At 59.7% G+C, this 21,376-nt stretch carries 17 protein-coding genes; 7 read left to right on the forward strand and 10 right to left on the reverse strand.

Annotated elements, in window-relative coordinates:
• Positions 1–33 precede the first annotated feature (33 nt).
• Both LDZ28_RS25200 and LDZ28_RS25205 read right to left on the reverse strand, forming a co-directional pair.
• Positions 34–960, reverse strand: coding sequence for a glyoxylate/hydroxypyruvate reductase A (locus LDZ28_RS25200; protein ID WP_244830137.1), 927 nt, complete (start codon positions 958–960; stop codon positions 34–36).
• 5 nt (positions 961–965) lie between these two features.
• Complete coding sequence (locus tag LDZ28_RS25205; protein ID WP_244830138.1) at positions 966–1,841, reverse strand: GNAT family N-acetyltransferase; 876 nt, start codon at positions 1,839–1,841, stop codon at positions 966–968.
• Positions 1,842–2,041: 200 nt separating this feature from the next.
• Here LDZ28_RS25205 and LDZ28_RS25210 point away from each other — a divergent pair, with 200 nt between their 5' ends.
• A complete protein-coding gene (locus LDZ28_RS25210) occupies positions 2,042–3,856 on the forward strand; it encodes a DNA-binding protein (protein WP_244830139.1) in 1,815 nt (604 codons plus the stop codon).
• Between the two features lie 168 nt (positions 3,857–4,024).
• Positions 4,025–5,047, forward strand: coding sequence for a polysaccharide deacetylase family protein (locus tag LDZ28_RS25215; protein ID WP_244830140.1), 1,023 nt, complete (start codon positions 4,025–4,027; stop codon positions 5,045–5,047).
• Here the strand turns inward: LDZ28_RS25215 and LDZ28_RS25220 are convergent, their stop codons facing one another.
• Positions 5,048–6,172 (reverse strand): glycosyltransferase, encoded by a 1,125-nt coding sequence (locus LDZ28_RS25220; protein WP_244830141.1) that lies wholly within the window; start codon positions 6,170–6,172, stop codon positions 5,048–5,050.
• Between the two features lie 917 nt (positions 6,173–7,089).
• On the opposite strand from LDZ28_RS25220, the gene LDZ28_RS25225 reads away from it, so the two are divergent.
• Positions 7,090–7,887 (forward strand): right-handed parallel beta-helix repeat-containing protein, encoded by a 798-nt coding sequence (locus LDZ28_RS25225; RefSeq protein WP_244830142.1) that lies wholly within the window; start codon positions 7,090–7,092, stop codon positions 7,885–7,887.
• A 192-nt stretch (positions 7,888–8,079) separates the two neighbouring features.
• Positions 8,080–9,075: an EpsG family protein gene (locus LDZ28_RS25230; protein WP_244830143.1), complete on the forward strand. Its 996-nt coding sequence runs from the start codon at positions 8,080–8,082 to the stop codon at positions 9,073–9,075.
• A 42-nt stretch (positions 9,076–9,117) separates the two neighbouring features.
• Here the strand turns inward: LDZ28_RS25230 and LDZ28_RS25235 are convergent, their stop codons facing one another.
• Entirely contained in the window at positions 9,118–10,080 is a 963-nt protein-coding gene (locus tag LDZ28_RS25235) for a GNAT family N-acetyltransferase (RefSeq protein WP_244830144.1), read from the reverse strand.
• 524 nt (positions 10,081–10,604) lie between these two features.
• Here LDZ28_RS25235 and LDZ28_RS25240 point away from each other — a divergent pair.
• From LDZ28_RS25240 to LDZ28_RS25250, 3 genes are all read left to right on the forward strand, one after another.
• A complete protein-coding gene (locus LDZ28_RS25240) occupies positions 10,605–11,750 on the forward strand; it encodes a GNAT family N-acetyltransferase (RefSeq protein ID WP_244830145.1) in 1,146 nt (381 codons plus the stop codon).
• Positions 11,751–12,365: 615 nt separating this feature from the next.
• Positions 12,366–13,517: a hypothetical protein gene (locus LDZ28_RS25245; protein ID WP_244830146.1), complete on the forward strand. Its 1,152-nt coding sequence runs from the start codon at positions 12,366–12,368 to the stop codon at positions 13,515–13,517.
• A 215-nt stretch (positions 13,518–13,732) separates the two neighbouring features.
• Positions 13,733–13,942 (forward strand): hypothetical protein, encoded by a 210-nt coding sequence (locus LDZ28_RS25250; protein ID WP_244830147.1) that lies wholly within the window; start codon positions 13,733–13,735, stop codon positions 13,940–13,942.
• A gap of 31 nt (positions 13,943–13,973) precedes the next feature.
• Here LDZ28_RS25250 and LDZ28_RS25255 read toward each other — a convergent pair whose 3' ends face one another.
• The 6 genes from LDZ28_RS25255 to tviB all read right to left on the reverse strand — a co-directional run bounded on the left by LDZ28_RS25255 (position 13,974) and on the right by tviB (position 21,328).
• Positions 13,974–15,194 carry a glycosyltransferase gene (locus tag LDZ28_RS25255; protein ID WP_244830148.1) on the reverse strand — a complete coding sequence of 407 codons (1,221 nt, stop codon included), beginning with the start codon at positions 15,192–15,194 and terminating at the stop codon, positions 13,974–13,976.
• Positions 15,191–16,372 carry a glycosyltransferase family 4 protein gene (locus tag LDZ28_RS25260; protein WP_244830149.1) on the reverse strand — a complete coding sequence of 394 codons (1,182 nt, stop codon included), beginning with the start codon at positions 16,370–16,372 and terminating at the stop codon, positions 15,191–15,193. The genes LDZ28_RS25255 and LDZ28_RS25260 overlap by 4 nt, the downstream gene beginning before the upstream one ends.
• Before the next feature lie 17 nt (positions 16,373–16,389).
• Positions 16,390–17,568, reverse strand: coding sequence for a glycosyltransferase family 4 protein (locus tag LDZ28_RS25265; protein ID WP_244830150.1), 1,179 nt, complete (start codon positions 17,566–17,568; stop codon positions 16,390–16,392).
• Positions 17,565–18,860, reverse strand: coding sequence for a murein biosynthesis integral membrane protein MurJ (gene murJ / locus LDZ28_RS25270; RefSeq protein WP_244830151.1), 1,296 nt, complete (start codon positions 18,858–18,860; stop codon positions 17,565–17,567). The genes LDZ28_RS25265 and murJ overlap by 4 nt, the downstream gene beginning before the upstream one ends.
• 85 nt (positions 18,861–18,945) lie before the next feature.
• Positions 18,946–20,031 carry an SDR family oxidoreductase gene (locus tag LDZ28_RS25275; protein WP_244830152.1) on the reverse strand — a complete coding sequence of 362 codons (1,086 nt, stop codon included), beginning with the start codon at positions 20,029–20,031 and terminating at the stop codon, positions 18,946–18,948.
• 19 nt (positions 20,032–20,050) lie between these two features.
• Complete coding sequence (tviB, locus tag LDZ28_RS25280) at positions 20,051–21,328, reverse strand: Vi polysaccharide biosynthesis UDP-N-acetylglucosamine C-6 dehydrogenase TviB (protein WP_244830153.1); 1,278 nt, start codon at positions 21,326–21,328, stop codon at positions 20,051–20,053.
• Between the last annotated feature and the right edge of the window lie 48 nt (positions 21,329–21,376).

Here is a 21,376-nt window from a genome sequence, read left to right on the forward strand (position 1 = left end):
CGGGGCGTGCGCAGCATTTTGTGCTGAGGCGCCTCAGTAGCCCCGGCTGCGGTCTATCTGACCGATCATCGGCTGGCCTTCGCGATGCCGGCGCAAATTGTCGAGCACCACGTCCACCGCCGTTTCCGGCCGCGTCGCGCTCGCGATATGCGGCGTCAGACGCACGCGCGGATGCGTCCAGAACGGATGCGTGTCGGGCAAAGGCTCGGGATCGGTGACATCGAGAATGGCGGCGTGCAGATGGCCGCTATCGAGCGCATCGAGCAAATCGTCCTGATTTACTTGCGGACCGCGCCCGACGTTGATGAACGACGCGCCTGGCGGCAGCGCGGCGAACACGCGCTTGTTCAGCAGGCCGCGCGTGGAATCGGTGAGCGGCAAGAGGCACACCAGCACATCGGTGCGGGCGAGGAAGGCATCGAGCGACTCGACACCCGCATGACATTCGATGCCTTCCAGTTCATGCGCCGAGCGGCTCCAGCCCGCGCACGCAAAGCCGAAACGGTGCAACTGTTTCAGCACGGCCGTGCCGAGCATGCCGAGGCCCAGCACGCCGACACGCCGCGTGGATGCCGCGCGCACCGGCCTTGCACGCCATACGCGTTCGCGTTGCTGCGCCGCGTAGTCGAAGAGATCGCGATGCACGGTGAGCACCGCCTGCGTCACGTATTCGACCATGCCCTCGACGATGCCCGGCTCGACCATCCGCACCACGGCGATGCCGGACGGCACGGCGGACAGATCGAACTGGTCGATGCCCGCGCCCACCGAGAAGATCACTTCGAGATTCGGCAGCGCGCGCGTGAGGTCGGCGGGCGGTTGCCATGCGGCCAGATAGCGGATGGACGCGGCATCGCCGATATCCGGCCACAGGCGAAACGGTGTCTCGGGCGCCTTGCTGGCGAAAAGCTGCGCCCACTGTCTGCCGCGCTCGGGGTCGGCCTTATAGAGAAGAGCCATCGTATTCAACCCACTGCCTGATTGACGATGCCGAACTGGCCCACAGACGCGTCCGGCCGCGGCGCACCATTGCGCGCCATCTTGACGACCGCATCGACCTGCCTGAGTCCCAGTTCTTCGAGCCACGGCGTGAGGCCGCTGTCGCCTGGTGTATCCATGCGGGTAAAGGCGCCTTCGTTGGCGGCAAGCCAATGCGCAACCAGCGCCTGCGCGCGCTGCAACCGCTCCTGACCTTCGCCCGTGGCGATGACCGGACCGATGGCGTGGCCGCGCCCGAATGGCCGCATCAGCGCGAAGCCGACGATCTCGCCGGCGGATTCCAGCGCGACGCCTTGCGCCACGCCGAGCAGTTGCTGCAGAATCGCGCCGCGATCCACACCGGCCGCGCGCGATGCCAGTTCGGCGAGGCGCGGCGTATCGGCGGATTCGAGCGGACGCAGGCTTTCACCGGCCTGCAGCAAAATGGCGGGTGCGCGAAAATCGGCCGATTGATGTTGATGCAAGGTGCCGATTGGCTCGAAACCGAGTTTGGCGTAGAGCGGCTGTCCGGCGGGCGTTGCGTGCAGGAGGGTGACGCGGGAGCCGAGCGCATCGAGGAGCAGTTCCATCAGCTTTCGCCCGATGCCGTGCCCTTGCCGGTCGGGCGCGACGATGACCATGCCGAGCGAGCCGGCATCCTCGCCGAACTTCCAGTAGAGGGCGGTGCCGACCACGCGCTCGCCTTCCTGCGCGATGAAGCCGGCGCCAGCGTCGAGAACGAAGCGCCAGTCGTCGGCGCGGTGCGGCCATTTCACTTCGACCGACAGCGCATGCGCGGCGTCGATGTCGCGGGCTTCGAAGGGTCGGTACAGAATGGTTGAGCGTATTTCGGCAACGGACACGGCGCACTCCAGGGACGGGGACGCATGCTACTTTGACAGCCGCGAACGACCCGGGCTAGGACGATCCTGCTGCGCCGCGAGCGCGGCTTCGCGCGATGGCAGGCACCGCGCCGTGCACGGAAAATGACGGATCTCGCGGCGAACGTAGTAACGTTACGCCAGTCGATGTTTTATCAGGCAAATACAGTGTTGAGGGGCACATGTCAGAGTCAAGCACCATTACGGATCAACAGGTCGCATCGATCGCGCAACGGTTGAGCGGAGAAGGCCGCGAGTTGTCGCCATTGACCGTCTGGAACGAAATCCGCAGCGGCTCCATCATCGAGGTGGCAAACGCGTTGCAGCGCTGGAAAGCGGCACAGGAGCCGCAAGCCGCGCCCACACCCGTCGACGACGAAGCGAGCTTGCCGCAAGGCGTCGCCGAGACGCTTCTGAACGCGGCGCATCAGCTTTGGGCGGGCGCGCATCAACAGGCCGGGCAACGCTTCCAACCGCAATTACGCACGCTGGATCAGCGGCTTACGGCCACGCTCGCGGAACGCGACGAAGCGCTCGCCGGTTTCCAGCAGGCCGACGAGGAAGCCGGCCGCGAGCGCCAGCAGCGCAACAATCTGGCGCAGGCGTTACAGGCTTCGGAACAGACAGTCGAACATCTGCGCAGTGCGCTTGCCGACGTGAGCGCCCGCGCCGAGACCGCCGAACGGCGCGTCGAGGAACTGACGCAGCGGGAATCGATGGAGCAGGGCAGGCTTGCAGCGGCGATCGCCTCCTTCGAGGAAGCGCAGCGTTCGCAGGAAGCGTTGGCCGCGTCGATCTCGGATAAGGATGACGAGCTCGCCCGAATTGCGCGGGAGCGGGACGAAGCGCGCCATGCGCATGAGGCGCTCACGGCATCCGTCGCGGCGAAGGACGACGAGATTGCGCGAATCGTCCGCGAACGCGACGACGCGTTGAACGCGGCGACAGTCGGCAAGCACGAGGAGATCGCGCGCATCGTCCAGGAGCACAACGATGCCTTGCACGCGGCCGTCTCGCAAAAGGACGAGGAGATCGCGCGCTTCGTGAGCGAGCGCGACGACGTGCGGCAGGCGCATGAAGCGCTAAGCGCGCATGTCGCGAGCAAGGACGACGAGATTGGCAGCCTCGTTCGACAACGCGACGAGGCGCGTCAAAGAGCCGAGGCGCTGCAGCATGAAAGTCAGGCGAAATCCGATGAAGCGCAACGCTACGCGCATGAAGCGGGCGTTACCGCCGAACGCGTGGCGGCGGTCGAGCAGCAAGCGAACGAGCGTTTTGCGCGTATCGCGGAACTCGAAGTCGAACTCGACGCGGCACGCGGTGCGCTAAACGAGTTGCAACAGGCTCACGCGGCCAAGCACGATGAAGCCACGGCGCAGTCCGGCGAGCTTCAGCGTGTCGCACGAGAACTCGAAGCGGCGCGTTCGCAGATCAGCGCGTTGAACGAGCAAAAGGACGCGGCAAGCGCCGACGCCGCCCAGCGCGCGCAAGATGCCGCCGCTGCCCGCGAGCGCGCGGAGAATGCCGAACAGCAGGCGGCATTGCTGCAGGAGCGTTTGGCCGAACAGGAACAACGCGAAGCCGATGCAAGAAGCACTCACGCCTCGCAGCGCATGGAACTCGAGGCACGCGGCGTCGCGGTGGAAGGCGAGATCGCCGCTTTGCAACGGCAGATCACGACACAAGCCAAGGATCATACGAAGGCCTACGACAAGCTGCGCACGCAGGCCGAAGAATGGGTCAGTTATGCCAAGGACCTGAAGCAGCGGCTCGACGGCGCGAACGAGAAACTGCTCTTCATCGATGCACGCAGCACCGGCGAAGTCGCGCTCATGCGCCGGCTTGCGCTGGAACTCGAACGGCTCAAGCCGGACCATGAACTCGTGTTGCGTGAAGCGCAGCAAAGGGTGATCGGCGACAAGATGGTCCAGCAGCTTGCGCAGAAGGGTTATCGTTATGACCCGGCTACTTCGGCGATTTCGAAGATCGAAGAGTAGGCGTTAATCAAGCGGGACTCGGTGAGAACGTCAAGCGGGCCATCGTCGATGGCCCGCTTCGTCTAAGTGCGGTAGCCCACCATCGTCGGCGGGGAAATCAGCGAACATGCGCATGCATCAAGCATCGTTCGCCTGATCCATTTCTCTTCCACGACGAAAAGCCGCTTCATGACCTTCGACCATGGGGTGTTCACGGTCTCGCTTGACTTCGAATTGCTCTGGGGCGTGCGCGAGACGCGTACCATCGAGAGCTATGGCGCGAACCTGCGCGGCGTGCGCGAGGCCATTCCGCGCATGCTCGATGTCTTTGCCGCAAACGGCATTCACGCGACATGGGCCACGGTAGGCTTTCTTTTTCATCGCAATGCGGATGAACTTCGCGCGGCTTTACCGCCGCCTTCCCTGCGGCCGAATTACGTGCGCGCAGACATTTCCCCTTATGAATATATCGATGCAGGCCAGGCGCTCGATCCGCTTTATCACTTCGCGCCCGAACTCGTCGAACGCATTGCGGAGCAGCCTGGTCAGGCTATCGGCACGCACACCTATTCGCATTACTACTGTCTAGAACAAGGTCAGGGCTTGCGCGAATTCGAAGCGGATATCGAATGCGCCACGGAGGTTGCCAGGCGCGCAGGCTTGCGGTTGAAGAGCATCGTATTTCCGCGCAACCAGTGCAATGAAGACTACCTTGCGGCGCTCGCGCGGCATGGCATCGTGTGTTATCGCGGAACACAAGGCGGTCACGCTTATGCGGCCTCCGACAAGGCAGGGCAAGGCTATCTGCGCCGCGCAACGCGTTTGCTCGATGCTTATATGAACGTGTCCGGACACAATACCCATGCGCTCGATTCATGCTTCGAAAGCGCGCCTTTCAATTTTCCGGCAAGCAGTTTTCTTAGGCCTTATTCAAGCAAATGGGCAATGCTCGATGGCTTGCGCCTTGGACGAATAAAAAATGCCATGACCGATGCGGCGCTCAACAAGCGCCTTTATCACCTCTGGTGGCATCCGCATAACTTCGGCCGCAATACCGCGCAGAACATCGCGTTTCTTGAGCGCATTGCCGAGCACTATGTTCTGCTGCGCGAACGCCACGGCTTCGCTTCGCTCAACATGGAGGAGCTTAGCGAGCTGGCGGCCACGCGATTGGTCGATCAAACAAGCTTGCCTGCCGCCGAGCCTGCGTGATCAACGGCGGGTTTCGGATGCGGTCGGAGCAATCGCCGAATGCGCGGTGAGAAAACGCGGCGTCCTGAAACGCACGATGCTTGCATAGAACCATACGTAGACCGCGATGAACATCGCGCCGGTGACGAAAAGCGCAAGCGGCCGGTCCCAGAACACCGTTGCGGGCGCGACGCCCACAGCGCACAACACCCACAGATAAGGCGATGTGCGGCCATTGCGGCGCGCACGCTGACGCACATCGGTATAGTCCGATCCTTTGAGTGCAATACGCTTGTAAATGAGCGTGTGAAGGTGCACGCCATCTGGTTCGCTCACGGGGCGGCCTCGCACGAACTTGCGGCGATAGATCGAGAACACGGTTTCGAAGAGCGGATAGATAGCGACGACAGCCGCATACCACGCCGACACGGAAGGATGTCGCGCGATCAGCAGCACGAGCAATTCGGCCATGACAAAGCCGATAAAGTATGCACCGCCATCGCCCAGGAAAATGTGGGCGCCTGGATAATTCCATACGACGAAGCCAAGGATGGTGCCGATCATGGTCAACGCGACGCTCATGACCAGCCAGTCGCCGACTTGATGCGCGACGAACCCTATCGAAGCGAAGATCAGGATGGACGAGACAGATGCGAGGCCATTCATGCCGTCGATGAGATTGATTGCGTTCGTGAGCCCCGACACGGTCAGCACGGTGAGGCCGACCGCAAGCGGCATGAGTTGAAGCCCGTGATCGACCACCGGCAGATCCACGCGAACCAATACCGCATGCAACGCATAGACGCCACCGATCGACCCTGCCATGGCCGCGAGCAGACGCGCACGCGGGCTTACATGCTTGGTCAGGTCTTCGAGACAGCCGGCCAGGAACGGTAAAGCGGCGCACGCCAATAACAGCATCGACTCGCCGCGTGGATTCGCACCGAATAGGCCGCCCATCATGAACGTAATTGCCGTTCCGCCGACGATGGCCGCACCGCCCACGCGTGGCACGGGGACCGCATGATTCTTCTGCACTCCATTGAGGTCGGTGTCGAGTAAATGCGATCCCGCATGACTCGCATAACGCACGATCCAAAGAGTCAGACAAAACGAAGTCAGGCAACCGAGAGCGAGGTTTAGCATTGTCTTATGCTCGTCTTAAACGCGGACGGTCGTTAATTTCAGTGAGGACGAACTATCGTTCGGCGAGACCGAAGCATGCAGATAGTCCAGGAAGTAAGCGGCGCAACATCGACGAAACTGAAAAACGAACAGCAACGGAATGAGATGACAAGGCGGTACATCGCGCTTACGGCTAACGGCTGTTTCATCAAGCCATTTGCTTTTTGCCGTATTTACTGATTAATTAGGGAAACCCCCATCATTAAATGCCTTTCGGAGTCCAAATATCATCTCGCGGAGTGCAGCGAAGTGAGCATCTTTTTTTGAAGATGAAATGTGGGCTAGACCGCGTATCGATTCAAATTTGCTAGCGCTTCGACGACGACTTTTGTGCTCTAAGCATTGTTGAACATTATCGAGTCAAGCCTGTGGCAAAGCGTTAGCGAAATGCTGACACTGATCGTTGATACGAGCGAAGCAGCTTGGCTTTCAATTGGACTAACAACGAATGAAATAGCGGTGGGCGTGACCCGCGTGCAAGGTCGTCGAAGATCTCTCGTCCGATGAAAACCTTTGGATCGGAGCGCTTCATTGGCCACCGCTAAGACGCGCGTCAGGCGTGACAATAGACCTAAAGGTCTTCAGAGTCGAAGATGTGAGTCGCGATGCGGGTCCATCCCGTGAATGCTTTATTCAACGCGTTGAACCATTACGATATGCTCGATAGAAGAACTGCATTAAAGGTTTTTGCATCGTGTGCATTGGTGCAAACCCTTGCGCCGCATCGCGCGCATGCGCAAACAAATGATTCGACTGAGCTTATACGGGCAAGCACGTTCGGTGTGAAAGGCGACGGTAAGAGCAATGACCGCGCGCGTCTTCAAGCCGCGATAGACAGTACCGTCGGCAAGACCTTGTTGATAGAAGGTCGGTGTCGAATGGATACGCGAGGTCTGGATCTGCACAGCAGTACGCATCTGCGTTTTGCGGATGGCGCATCGATCAAGCTGTTGCCTCACGACACGCCTTCTTATCAGATGATCCGTATCTGGGATGCGGATAACGTGCTGCTGGAAAATGCGACGCTGGATGGCAGCAAGGAGCTCAACGCAGCGCCGCCCGAAACACACGACGGTGGCTACGGTATGGGCATTTCCATCGCGGGGAGCACGAATGTCACGATAAACTCGGCCACGACGATCGGCTGTTGGGGCGATGGCCTTTATATCGCCAATAGTTATGAACGGGCGACGCGACGATCCCGCAATATTGTCGTCCGCGATCATCATGCGCGTGCGTGCAGGCGTCAGGGTGTGTCGCTCATCAGTGGAATGAACGTGCTGATCGAACGTGGTGTGTGGGAAGACATCGGTGGAACAGCGCCTTCGGCAGGCATCGATATCGAACCGAACTCCAATCGCGACGTGCTCGAAGACATTCGCATTGTCGATCCGCTTACGCGCCGATGCAGTATCGGCATTCTCGTTTATCTCGCGGAATTGCCCGGCCCCAAGCCTAAGACCGTAAGCATAGAAATAAGCGGACAGCGCGATGAATCTTCTTCCGACAATGCCTTTAGCGTATCCGGTCTCGACACTAAAGGATGGACGGTGAAAGGTAGCGTGACGAATGTCTCGCCGGTATGGGTGAATTCGCGGCTAGCCTCAGTCGAAAGCGTCGACTACGATAAGCGCGGGCCGGCTATCGTCGTGTCCGGGTTACGCCTCATCCGTTAAGCCACATGTCGTGCGACAACGTACAGACGGGTCGCATGTACTCACGACACCCTCAGCGGGTTGTCGCTAATATCATCAGAATCGCGCTAGCAAGGGAATTCCTAGATGAGAGCAAGAGCAATGGAAGCGCGAAGCGTTTCTCCTTCCCGTCCTCGTGCGCGTGCTCATTCCTATCTAGCGACGCCGAATGGCTTGCTGTTCATCATTCTCGCGCTCGTCGTCCTGTATGTGATGGCGACGGGCGTACGCAATGTGCCGACGTTGCTCGATCAGGACAATTACCTCGAATACTTTCGTAAGACCACGTGGGACTGGTTCCTCAATACTTACGAGGAACGCAAATCCACGGTTAGTTTCGTCATCAGCACGATCACCGAGGAATTCGGTTGGCGCGCTTGGGTCGTCGGTTTGAACGCATTGGGCTTTACACCCGATGCCGGTGTGCGACTTACGGTGGTGCTGCTCAACGCGCTGATCTTCATTGCGCTTCTGGAAGTACGCCGGCCATTGCTGGGTCTCGTGCTCTGGTGTGTCGTGCCGATGGCGCTCGCCACTGTCGGACTATTTCAGATTCGCCAGGGGATGGCGTTCTCTATCGCCATGCTCGTGTCCTTGCGCTATCAAAGACCCGTAACGGGATGGCTGCTCGCAAGTTTTATTCACACCACGTTCGCGGTGCCCGCGCTCCTGCTTATCGCAATGCGTCCATGGGGCAATCGCAGATGGCTCGCGTTGGGAAGCGCTTCGGCGGTGGCGGTCGTGCTGGTTTCGTCGGCGGGCTTTCTCTTCAAGAACTTTGGCGGCCGTCGTATCGACGAATATGCGGGCTACCAGAACGATTTCACGATCAAACTGGTGATTCTCCTCGTGGTTTATATGACGGCGGCACTTGTCATGCTTTATACGGAATGGAAAACGAAGCAGGCGGGCAAGGCTCAGGCATGGCGCGACCTCTGTTTCATGGACGTCGCCCTCGTGCTTTATCTGGTGCTGGCCTTCTTGCTGTTTCCCTTCGGCAAAGGGCGCGTATGGTATTGCGTGCCCTTGCTGCTGCCGTTTCTCGTCGGGCAGACGCGCTTCAAGAATCGCTTCGTATGCTGGTGGACCGTGGGAATATTGCTGGTGCTGACTGCGGAAATCATCAAGAGCTATTACGAGGGCGTGTACGCGTATTTCCTCGGCTTATGACCGCGCATGGCAAGCAATGGCGCGGTCATTCGCCTGCATGATTCACGTTTTATCGAGCGTTGCCTTGCGCAAGCGTCGCGCGCCAGTGCGGATTGCCATCTTCTCGCCTCTTAGTACGGTGCGCAGGGCGCCGTAATCCGCGCGCATGCGTTCAATTTCATAGCGCGTTACAAGGCGTCCTCCGAAGCCCGATAGAAAGTCGAGAATGGTAGCGGTGGAAATGCCGTCGAAATCGAAAATGAGTTTGCGTTCTCGCGCCACGCGCGCGCCTTCCCAAATCAGAAGACTTATTGCGCCGCCGTGTGCATCCGCCGCGCGCGATGACAGCAGGTAGTACACGGCACGCGTATCCCACACGAGCGCGGTCTCGGCGACGAGTTGGCCGTTCTCGTCGAATGCACCAAGCATGACACCTGCATTGCGCTTGATGACTTCGCCGAGCACGCGGCGCATGATCTGCGAGCCGTACACGTTATTGCGTTTGCGCACGGCGAGGTTGGCGTCGTAGAAATCCGTGAAGGCGTCGGGGCTGTTTATTTCGCGCACGGTAAGCCGTTCGGTGGCGCGACGCAGCCAATTGCGTGTATTGCGCCGCAGCGCCGACCATGCCTCGGCTTCGCTTCGATCAGCCGGCAACTCGAGCGTATAGCCTATGGAGACATCGAAGCCATGCAGCGAAAATGCAATAGCTTCGGCTTGCGACATACGCGTGTCCATCAATTGATGAAAATGCGCACACGCCGGAATCTTCGAGACGAGCTGATTCGTGATGTCCATTCGATAACACCATTCGCGCTCGCCACTACCTAAACGTTGCGGTTTGATGACAGGGCCAAGCGTGCGCGTCAAAGGCGGCAGCACGGATATGCGCCAGATGCCTTTACGCTCGAACATATAAGGCATTTCCCCAATGACGACATCGCCCTGCTTTACTTCAGCAATGCCCCATTTACCGTCGGTCGCCGCTTCAAGCCACCAGGGCTCATGAAAGATGGAGCGCTCCACGATGCCTTCTGCTTTAGTGGTGCTCGAATCGTTCTTGACGTTTTCCCTGATTTTCTTTTTAACCGGTTTTGAGCTTGGCTCGATAGGTGAAGAGCTTACTGAATAGCATTCGTTATCCATTGTCCCTCACAACTCGGTTCATGAAAGCCGTTCGCTTTGTGTGTATGCCGCTTTGATCATCCCGTTCGCCGCCAAAGATGGACGATTGCACCGGGCCGCCTCGCAGATGAAGCGCCGTGTTGCAGGCCGCTTGTCGCGGACCGGTGACAGCATGAGGATGTGCGTTCTATCGAGACGAAGTCGCGCCGTCTCCTGCGCGACCCTGTATAGGAACTTACTGGAGCGTAAAGACCAATCGCATGCACCACTGTACGCCATCGCACGTTGGGCAGTTTGCTATTCGATGCAAGATCTTGACTCGAAGGAGAGCCAAGCTTGTGCTTAAGTGCGCGCTATGAGGGCACGCTTGTGCGGTTGCAGATCCATGATCAAGCGGACCTCGAATAACGACGCCGGAGCTGCCTATGAATACGGCCAAATATGTGATCGATCTGATTAAAAGTCCTGACGAATTCGAAGCGCTGCATAAAGAATGGGATGAACTTTGGACGCTCGCTGACGGGCGGCATCATGAATCGTTTGCGGTCTGCTCATTGGTTTGGCGTCATGTCGCCAAACCTGCGGGACGGTCACTTTGCATCATTACTGCGCGGCGCGAGGAACGTATCGTCGCCATTTGGCCGCTCGTGCATTCGCGCAATCGTCTCTGGAACGTGCTTCGGCCACTTAGCTCTGAATCGGCAGACTATACGACCGTGCTGACCGATCCCGCGTATGCATCGCCGGATCTGTCGCAATCGATCTGGCAGGCGGCGCGTGACCTAGGGAAGGGCGATATTGTTTTGCTTCCGTATGTCGATTGCAAAAGCGAGTTGTATCGGCTCGCTGCGGAGCATCCGGGGATCATGCTCGCCAAGGAACATCCCTATGCCGTGGCTAAACTTTCGGAAGTGAATTGTTGGGATGAATTGGTCATTGGCTTGGGCAAGCTTTCGGGCAAGCGACCCGGCCAGTTGCGTGAACGACTCGACCGCGAAGGCAAGTTCGAGGTGTGTATTCTCGGCCCGCACGACCGTGAAGAGAACGCGCGCATGGTCGACTGGATGCTGGCGAGAAAGCGCGAGTGGGGCGAACGCGTCGACAAGAAGGGCAGTTGGCTGTGGGAGGAAACCTTCCGCAATTATCTAATCGAGCTGCTGAATCATTGTCATCCCCTCGCATGTGCAAAGCTCATGGTCCTGAAACTCGATGGCGAGATTCTCGCCGTGAACATGATCGGTCTCGGCGCAAAGAGCATGATCGGTCTGATTGCGAGTTTCGATAAGCGCTTTGGGAAATTCGCACCCGGCGCGGTTTCAACCGAGGCATGGGTTCGGTGGGCAATCGAGCAGCGTCTGGATTTCGACCTCGGCATCGGCGCAGAAACGTTCAAGCCGTACTGGAGCCGGGGCAATACCGCAATGGTTTGCAGTCTGCAACTTGCGCAAACGAACTGGGGACGCGTGGCATTCGCCATTTCTGGCGCACAACGAATGCTTAAGAAAGCGAGCGTTAATGTCTGGCGTTCGAACGTTCGGCCAGAAAAATCCTTGGGCAAAGAACAGGCGTAGAAAGGCCTAGAAGCGAATCTGTTCACAACTCAGAGCGGTTTGAAAATGACCGATTAAGCTTGTTTAATTCCGTGCGCTCAGCGTTGCGGGAAACAAGCTAAACACGAAAATCAAAGATTTTGCTGAAAGATCTACAATCAGCTGACTAGAAGAATTAACGGAAAATTTCCTTCATTAATCTGATGAATAGCCGTTGTTTCACTGCGACAAAATTACTTTTCGCAAAATATTCGAGAATGGCTGATTCATCCGATTATATGCGCAATAGAGAAGCGCTTTTCCCGCCTGACGTGCGATCGCGCGTTGCATGAGCCAGAAAATTCGGCCCTGTCCCCGTTATTCAGTTACAGATAGTTACGATTCCTCTCTATTCGTCATACAACGATCTGTATCATACGATCCGTAGTCGGTATTTAATGCCTTATTAGATGCGAAATTAATTTCGCTAAAGGTAATTAATGCCGTTCAAACGAGTGCGCGAGTTTGCTGGTCCTTCCGAGGGTCATCCGAGTCGTGAAAATCCAATCCGAAAGCTGACACGGCGAATCTGTTCGTCAGACGCCCATTGATAACTTCGAGCTCATGTCCTTGACCAAAAAAACTCCTGTTACTCCAATGCAATTTGCTGATCAGATCGATCGAATCTTCACGCGTCGCAAGTTTCTCACTGCGGTGATGGCCAGCACCGGATCGCTCGCACTTTCCGCATGCGGTGGCGGCGGTGAAGGAGATGTTGCTGATTCCGTCTCCAAGCGCCGCCGCCGTGCGTCCGGCACCAGTTCCGCCTCAAGCACCCAAGCTGCTTCGACACCGGCGGTCGCTTCGTCGACGCAGGCCGCGACGACATCCGGCACGGTCACCGACACGTCCTTCGGCGTGAAGGGCGATGGCACTACCAACGACCGCGTCGCGCTTCAGAAAGCGATCGACGGTTCAGTCGGCAAGATTCTGCTGATCACCGGCAAGAGCCGTATCGATGCGGCCGGCCTCGACCTGCGCACGAACTCGCACCTGCGTTTCGCAAGCGGCGCGTCGATCAAGCTGCTCGCCCACAACGTCGCCAGCTATCAGATCCTGCGCGTCTGGGATGCCCAGAACGTGCAGATTGAAAACGCCTCGCTCGACGGCAGCAAGGAACTCAACTCCGCGACCAACGATCCGAACGACGGCGGCCAGGGCATGGGCATCTCCATCGCGGGTTCGACCAACGTGACGATCACCTCGCCGACCACGATCAACTGCTGGGGCGACGGCATCTACATCGGCAACTCGTATCGCAGCCTGACGACGCCGAGCAACACGGTCAACATTACGAAGCACCACGCGACCGGTTGCCGCCGTCAGGGCGCAACGATCACGAGTGGCGCGAATATCACGTTCGATACGCCGACCTGGGAAAACATCGGCGGCACGTTGCCTTCGGCGGGCCTCGACATCGAACCCAACAACAACAACGCCGTGCTGCAGAACATCAAGATCATCAGCCCAACGACGAACAGCTGCCGCTATGGCATTCTGATTTATCTGGGCGCCTTGCCAGGTTCGGTGAACAAGGTAGTCTCGATCGATATCTCGAACCATCGCGACAACAACGCCAATCATGTCGCGTATGAAGTCGGTGGCCTTGCGCTAAACGGCCATTCGGTAACGGGTCATATCACGAGCGCGTCGCCAGTCTATATGCATTCAGCGCTTGGCTTTAGCAAGACTGATTGGGACAACGCCGGTCCGACGGTCGAAGTCACCAACATGGTCTACACGCGTTGAGCGTTTAGCGAGGCAACATGTCGAAAAGAGGGCGCGCGTTCAGCGCGCGCCCGGTGTCGGTGCTTGGCGCACCGATTTTTCTTTGCGCGGCGCTTTACCTTGCCAAGCTTTTTAGACGGAGATGCCGAAAACGATTGGCATGGATGGTGCTCTAAGAAAGTATCGGGCGTCACGAAACGCCATCTCCGAAAACGCAGGAAAAGTCTGGAGATTCAATGGATCTCGCCGTCATCATTGGCACGATCGCCTTCTTCGCTGTCGTCGCGCTTGCGTTGCTCGCGCTTGCCGACGTACTGCTGCCCTCGCGCCGCCGCCGGCGCGAGGAGCAAGGGCGCACGAGCATCTGGTCACGTTCGCATAAGGCGGGCGAGCTGAAGACTAAAGGCGCGGGCCATTCCGGGCCGGGTTCGGGACATCCGAAATGACGAAGCGTGTGCAAAATCTTCCGGTGCGCGGTTATTGACCGGAACCAATGTGTCGTTCATTCGCCGACACCTGTGCGACTGGCGCCGACGCTTCATCTACTGAGCCTCTTCGTTCGCTGATTCGCAAGTAGATGTCCTCATAGCGACGCCAGCTCGCTTCGATCGAAAAAAACCTGTCGATTCTCTCTCTCGCCGCCACGCCGAGCGCCGCGCGCCGCGTCCGCGGCAGCATCAACATGTCGACGAGCGCCTGCGCCAGCGCATCGGCATTCCGAGGCGGCACGACGGTTCCCGTTTCCCCGATGAGCCACGCGGTATCGCCGACGTCGGTCGCCACGCATGGCGTCTCGCATGCCATGGCTTCGCCGATGACGGTCGGCAATCCCTCGCTGCGTGACGAAAGACAGAAGACATCGAGCCCCGCCAATAGCGCTTCAGGATGCTTAAGCGGTCCAAGCAAGCGGCATGCATGTGCCACGCCTTCACTGCGAATGAGTTCGACGAGCTCGCGGTTGTCATCGTCGAGTCCATTGCCTGCCATCACGAAGCGGCACTGCGGCAACGATTGCAGCACACGCCGCACTGCCGCGATGAAGTTGGGATAGTCCTTGACCGCGTGATACCGGCCCATGATGCCGACGACCGGCGCATCCGCAGCGAAGCCGTGGTTTTCGCGTAATGCCTTGTGAGACGCTGGCGCGGGCTTGAAGACATCGAGTTCGAAGCCGTTTGGAACCGCGATCATCTTCTTCGCGCAGTAACCGCCTTCAACATGCGCGCGCCGTGCAGCTTCGCCGCAGCAGATGATCGCATCGGGCACGTGGTTCGACAGCAGCGCGCATGCTCGCGTCACCCAGCGCGTCATGCGGCTGCTGCCGCTCGAACGAAGGTCCGTGTGATGAATGCCCCAGGCGAGCGGCAGCCGTTTCTTGCGCCATGCTCTCACGGCCGTGACCGCGAGTCCGCCCATCAGATCGCCGTGATAAAGCCAGGTCTGAACGACATCGGGTTCGAGTTCGTCGATCCAGCGCACGAGTTGCACTAACTTGCGCGGCTCCGGCAGACTCTTGCTCATGCCGAGTATGCGCACTTCGGCGCCCGCCTCACGAATGCGCGCCGCCAGCGTGTCTTCGGACGACAGCGAGATGACCGCATGCTCGACGCCTTCGCCGCGCGATGCGCGAATCAGTCGATATAGCATCATCTCCGCGCCGTCCGCGGGCAATGCGGTGATGACGTGAACGATCTTCAAGGCGTGATCTCGACGGATGCGGTCGCACTCGCCGTCGATGTCGCGGGCGCGAGCGCGCGATACACCGCAAGGGTCCTGTCGATGACGATCGCTTCATCGAATTCGCGCAGCGCCTTCTCGCGCGAGGCGAGTCCGAGCTTGCGCGCGAGCGGACGATCGTCGTCGAGCAGGCGGATGGCGTCGGCCAGCGCCGTTGCATTCCGCACCGGCACCACGAGCCCGTCTTCGCCATTTCGGCTCACCACTTCGCGGCAGCCGGGTGCATCGGTCGTGATGAGCGGCAATGCGCACGCGGCCGCTTCGATCAGGGACTTTGGCAAGCCTTCGCGATAACTCGGCAGCGCCATGACATCCGTTTCTGTAAACAGACCCGGCATGTCGCTGACATGACCGCGCCATTCGACGAGGCCTTCCTTCACCCAGCCTTCTATCGTCGACTGTTCGATCGAAGCGGGATTGCCCGCGTCCGGCGTCCCCGCAAGAATGAAGCGGATGGTGCGTCCCTCGCGCTTGAGCACGCGCGCGGCCTCGATGAATTCGGCAATGCCCTTGTCCCACAGCATGCGTGCCGCAAGCAGCACGCGCAGCGGCGCGTGCGAAAGAGGCGCATCGGCGGGAGGCGCCGTGAAGCGCGCGCAATTTACCCCGGAGCCTTTGATGAGGTGGATGGCTTGTTCATCGGCAAGACGGGCGCTCTTGAACATCGCTACATCGTCCGGATTTTGCAGGATCAGCGCACAGTTCTCGCCGTCAAGAGCCAGACGCAGGACTTGGCGCACCACGGGCCGTAAAAAGCGCGCTTTCATGTCGCGGCTCGTGAAAACGTAACCCAGCCCCGCCACCGAATTCACGCGAGCGGGCACGCCTGCGAGCCTCGCGGCAAGCGACCCATAGACCGCGCTCTTGATCGTGAAGCCATGCACGAGCGAAGCCTGTTCCGCGCGAAAGAAACGCGCGAGCCAGAGCACGAGATTCAGTTCGCGCAATGGATTGAGACTGCGCCGGACCATTGGCACCGCATGCCAGCGAAAGCCGAGTTCGATCAGGCGCGGTCCATATTCGCCGGGCGGCGAAAGCAATATGACCTCATGCCCGAGATCGAGAAGTCGATTGGCAAGCGAAAGACGAAAGTTGTAGAGATACCAGTCGGTATTCGCAAAGAGAATGACTTTGTTCATCGCCTGCCTCTCAGGATCTAGTTCAACGTGCCGGGGCTGGATGCTTCTGCATGACGCAGGCCAGTATCCGTACCGGTCGATGTTTTCGTTTCGCTGATACCCACGCGCGCGAAGAGTTCGTCCCACGCCCGCAGGATGGTGCTGACGGCATAGCGCGCGCGTACCGATTGCGCGCCCTTGACGGAGAGCGCTTTGCGCAAACCTTCGTCGGCAAGCATGCGGCGCAATGCGTGCGCGAGCGCAATGGGATCGCCAGGTGGCACGAGCAAGGCGTCTTCGCCATCGCGCGTGATATCGCGTGGACCGCTCGGGCAGTCGACTGCCACTGCCGGCACGCCGAGCGCCATGCTCTCGGCCAGCGCAAGTCCAAAGCCTTCGAAGCGCGAGGACATGACGAAGGCCTGCGAGCGCAACACTTCGGTCCACGGCTTGTCGGTGACGCCAGGCATGAAGATGCGTCCGCTCATGCCGCGCTGCTGGATTCGCGATTGCAACGTCATGCGTTCCGCTCCTTCGCCCCAGATCCACACATCCCACTGTGGAAATTCATGGGCGATGGCCGCGAACGAATCGATCAATAAGCCAAAGTTTTTTTGCGGATGCAGCCGTCCGAGCGAAACGAGCCGCATGCGTTCATCGGGGCTTGCCGTTGGCGCGGGCTGGTGGAACAGCTCGTCGGGCAGCGGGTTCGGCATGACCGCCGTGTGCTTGATGCCGGGCACCATCGCGTTGAACGGCCCAACGACGTTGTCGGTCAGTACCGTGACCGCGCGCGCATGCGGATAAGCAAGGCGCGTGGCGAACTTCCAGAACGGCGTGCGGCCATCGACGGAAGGATCGTTGTGTTCGCATGCAATGACCGGAACGCGTAGACCCGCGCAAGCGAGAATGCTCGCCACGTTCACGTTGGTGAGGAAGCTGATCACTACGTCCGGATCGGTCTCGCGTATCAGCTTGCGCAACGCCCGGTGCCGTTGCATGTAGCCAAAAACCTTATTGCGCGTGGGCGTGATCCGATCCGCAAGCTGGATGAAGCGCACCTTGTCGGACAGCGCATAGAAGCACGCGCGCTTGCGGCTATACGTGGCGACGAGCGTGACCTTGTCGCCGCGCTCGCTCCATGCATCCACGAGTGTGGCGGCCACGCGCTCGGCGCCGCCGCTGCCCATCGAGCTCACCAACAGCATGATGTTCATGCAGCCAATCCTCCGGTCGGTCGCAGCGGCGGGATGCGTCGCGTGAAGAGCATTGAGAGGCAAAAGACGGATGCCTGCATCACGCCGGTCGCGACGACCACGCCCGGCATGCCGATCCAGCGCGTGAGCAATGTGTTGGCTGCGACTTTGACGATAAACCCTAGTGCGGTAATGATGGCCATCTCCTTGTAACGTCCCTCGACCGACAACAGGTTCATCATCACGAGCGAGGCGAAGTAGAACGGCAACTGCACGAGCGAAAAGCGCATGAGTTCCGCGACCAGTTCCGTGTTCTGCGCGGTGAACGCGCCACGCTGGAACAGCACGCCGACCATCCACGGCGCAAGCGGGTATGCAATCGCCGCGCAGACGGTTCCCGCGCCGAGCATCAGAAGCGACCATTGGAACGCGGTATGACGCGCGCGCTTGTGATCGTCGCGGCCGAGAATGTCGGACAGCACCGGCAAGGTGCCCTGCGCAATGGCAAGCGCGCCCATGCTGATGATCAGACCGAACACGCGGTTCGCATAGCCGAGGGTCGCGACCGCGCCATCGCCCAGATGGGCGACGAAGTATTGATCGATCGCGGGTGTGCAGCACACCACCAGTTGACCGAGCATGAAGACGCGTACCGCGTGATAGACGGGCGGCCATTTGCGCGAGCGGAACGTGAAGCTCAAGCGCGCATAGTTGTTATCGACCTTGCCGCCGAGCGGCCTCAGCACCAGAACCAGCGCGACATATCCGAGCAACGTGCCGTACATGAGCGGCTGCATTGCGCTATTGCCGGTAAAGAACAGCACGAGCAGAAGCGTCATCACGGCAGGCAGGCCGTCGAGCAAGGTCGCGATATGGCGCTCGCTCGATTGCAGACGCGTCGAGTAGGCCGTAACCATCATGATGAGCACGCCGATGGGCGCCATCACCATCATCATGTGATGCGCCATGTCCTGCGTCTCGACGGCGAGATTGCCCGCCATGAGCCGCAGAACGTATGGCCAGATCAGATACAGGATCGCGGTGAAACCGAGTCCCACCACGGCCGACCATGTAACGAGTTCGCTCAGGAATTGCGCTTCTTCGCTCGCGGATTGCTTGCGCAGATCGACGAATGCAGGCACCAGAACGATGGCGAAGATGGCGGAGCACGCCGACGGCAGCCACGAAACCAGCATGAGGGTGATCTGATAGGCATCGACCACGTTGCTGATGCCGTAGCGATATGCGATCACCATCTCCTTGAACGCGCCCGCGGAGCGCCCGATCAGCACGAACGCCGCCACTCTCGACATACCCCGCGCAGCGCGAAGATGGTCGGGATGAAGCTGCAGCAAGCGGTCTCTCAACGCGGCAAATTGTGATATCAACGTGGCGGCCTCACTTTCCGCTGGCCATGGCCGAGAGCGCGTCGACGCGGTTCGGCTCGTGGCCAGCACGTTCTGCCAGAAAGCGGATGTACCACGGCATCGCGCGCGCGAGTCCTTCCGCAAACGGCACCTTGCCGTCATATCCGAGCAGACGTTCGGCCTTGCCGACATCGGCTTGCGAATGACGGACATCGCCCGCTCGAAAAGGTCCAAACTGAGCATCGCGCGCATAAGCGATGCCGTGCGCGGCGAGCAGACGCTTGAGTTCCGCGAAGAGTTGTCCGAGCGTCGTGCGATCGCCCACGGCGACGTTGTAGACCTGACCGCGGGCCGCGGCATCCGCCTTGGCCGCGAGCAGGTTCATCTGCACGACGTTATCGACGAAACAGAAATCGCGGCTCGTTTCACCATCGCCGTTGATGGTCACGATCTCGTCGTTGATGAGCGCGGCCGTCCACTTCGGAATCACGGCGGCATAAGCGCCATCCGGGTCTTGACGCTTGCCGAAGACGTTGAAGTAGCGCAGGCCCGTCGCATTGAAGCCGTAAGCGCGCGCGAACACCGACGCATAGAGCTCGTTCGCATATTTCGTGACCGCGTAAGGCGAGAGCGGCTGGCCGATGCGATCTTCCACCTTCGGCAAGCCGGGATGATCGCCATATGTCGAACTCGATGCCGCATACGTGAAGCTCTGCACTTGCGCATCGCGCGCGGCGCATAGCACGTTCAGGAAGCCGCTCAAGTTCGTTTCGTGCGTGGCGATGGGGTCGGCCACCGAGCGCGGCACCGAACCGAGCGCCGCTTCGTGCAGCACGTGATCCACGCCTTGCATGGCCGCCTGACAATCGAGCAGATTGCGGATGTCGCCTTCGATGAAGCGAAAGCGCCGCCACTGCCTTTCATCGACGCTCTCGCGCACTTCTTCGAGATTGCGTTCGTGCCCGGTCGCGAAGTTATCGAGTCCGACCACGCGCTGATCGAGCGCGAGCAACGCTTCGAGCAAGTTGGAGCCGATGAAGCCGGCCACGCCCGTGATGAGCCATGTCTCCGGACGTGCGCGCAATTGTTCGCGCACGCTTTCGTATCGATCGTTCATTGTCATTTTCATGCCTGCACTACAGGCGCAAGTCGCTTGCGTCGGCGGGAAGAACGTATTTCAGATCGTAGACGACGTGTTGCTCCTTGCCGTAGGCATGCAGCGCGGCCGCGCCCATTTCCGTGAATTGCCGGTGCGATACCGCCACGACGATCGCGTCGTACACGCCCTTGGCAGGCTCTTCCACGGGCTGGATGCCGTATTCGTGGAACGCGTCTTCGCGTGAGATCCACGGGTCGTAGACATCGACATTCGTGCCGTATTGCGTGAGTTCAGTGACGATGTCCACCACACGCGAGTTGCGCATGTCCGGACAGTTCTCCTTGAACGCGAGTCCCATGACGAGCACGCGCGCGCCGGGAATATAGATGCGCGCACGCGTCATCGCCTTGACGAGTTGCGAGACCGCATACGTGCCCATGCTGTCGTTCAGGCGCCGTCCGGCGAGAATGATTTCCGGGTTGTAGCCGATCGACTGCGCCATGTGCGTTAGGTAATACGGGTCCACGCCGATGCAGTGACCGCCCACGAGTCCGGGCCTGAAGTTCAGGAAGTTCCATTTCGTGCCGGCGGCGAGCAGCACGGCTTCGGTGTCGATACCCATCTTGTTGAAGATGATCGACAACTCGTTGACGAGCGCGATGTTCACGTCGCGCTGTGTGTTCTCGATTGCCTTTGCCGCTTCTGCCACGCGAATGCTCGCGGCCTTGTGCGTGCCGGCGGTGATGATCTGTCTGTAGAGTTCATCCACGGCTTCGGCCACTTCGGGGGTGGACCCGGAAGTCACTTTCTTGATGTCCGGCAAGCGATGCAGCTTGTCGCCCGGGTTGATCCGCTCGGGGCTGTAGCCCGCGAAGAAATCGACATTGAAGCGCAAGCCCGACACGCGTTCGAGCTCGGGCACGCACTCCTCCTCGGTCACGCCCGGATATACGGTCGATTCATAGATCACCACGTCGCCCGGTTTGAGCGCGCCGCCTATCGTTTCGCTTGCGCGCAGCAGCATGCCGAGGTCGGGGCGCTTGTGCCGGTCGATCGGCGTCGGCACCGTGGCGATGAACACGGTGCAATCCTTGAGCGCTTCGGGATCGTCGGTGAATGCAAGCGATTGCGCCGCATGCAACTCGTCGTCGCCGACTTCCAGCGTGGCGTCGTGTCCTTCGCGCAACGAGTCGATGCGATGACGGTTCACGTCGAAGCCGACTACCGCGTGATGCTTGCTGAACTCCACCGCGAGGGGCAGGCCGACATAGCCCAGCCCGATGACGGCGATCTTCTGGTCCGTGAGCGAACGCATTGAGGTGTCTCCAGTCTCGAAGCAACGCAAGGTTGCGTTGGGTTACCG

The sequence above is a fragment of the Caballeronia sp. TF1N1 genome (genome assembly GCF_022878925.1).
Classification (GTDB): domain Bacteria; phylum Pseudomonadota; class Gammaproteobacteria; order Burkholderiales; family Burkholderiaceae; genus Caballeronia.

Coding starts and splice junctions, on each gene's coding strand:
- LDZ28_RS25200 (WP_244830137.1), bottom strand. CDS start 960: ATGGCTCTTCTCTATAAGGCCGACCCCGAGCGCGGCAGACAGTGGGCG.
- LDZ28_RS25210 (WP_244830139.1), top strand. CDS start 2,042: ATGTCAGAGTCAAGCACCATTACGGATCAACAGGTCGCATCGATCGCG.
- LDZ28_RS25215 (WP_244830140.1), top strand. CDS start 4,025: ATGACCTTCGACCATGGGGTGTTCACGGTCTCGCTTGACTTCGAATTG.
- LDZ28_RS25220 (WP_244830141.1), bottom strand. CDS start 6,172: ATGCTAAACCTCGCTCTCGGTTGCCTGACTTCGTTTTGTCTGACTCTT.
- LDZ28_RS25225 (WP_244830142.1), top strand. CDS start 7,090: ATGGATACGCGAGGTCTGGATCTGCACAGCAGTACGCATCTGCGTTTT.
- LDZ28_RS25240 (WP_244830145.1), top strand. CDS start 10,605: ATGAATACGGCCAAATATGTGATCGATCTGATTAAAAGTCCTGACGAA.
- LDZ28_RS25245 (WP_244830146.1), top strand. CDS start 12,366: ATGCAATTTGCTGATCAGATCGATCGAATCTTCACGCGTCGCAAGTTT.
- LDZ28_RS25250 (WP_244830147.1), top strand. CDS start 13,733: ATGGATCTCGCCGTCATCATTGGCACGATCGCCTTCTTCGCTGTCGTC.
- LDZ28_RS25260 (WP_244830149.1), bottom strand. CDS start 16,372: ATGAACAAAGTCATTCTCTTTGCGAATACCGACTGGTATCTCTACAAC.
- LDZ28_RS25265 (WP_244830150.1), bottom strand. CDS start 17,568: ATGAACATCATGCTGTTGGTGAGCTCGATGGGCAGCGGCGGCGCCGAG.
- murJ (WP_244830151.1), bottom strand. CDS start 18,860: ATGTCGAGAGTGGCGGCGTTCGTGCTGATCGGGCGCTCCGCGGGCGCG.
- LDZ28_RS25275 (WP_244830152.1), bottom strand. CDS start 20,031: ATGAACGATCGATACGAAAGCGTGCGCGAACAATTGCGCGCACGTCCG.
- tviB (WP_244830153.1), bottom strand. CDS start 21,328: ATGCGTTCGCTCACGGACCAGAAGATCGCCGTCATCGGGCTGGGCTAT.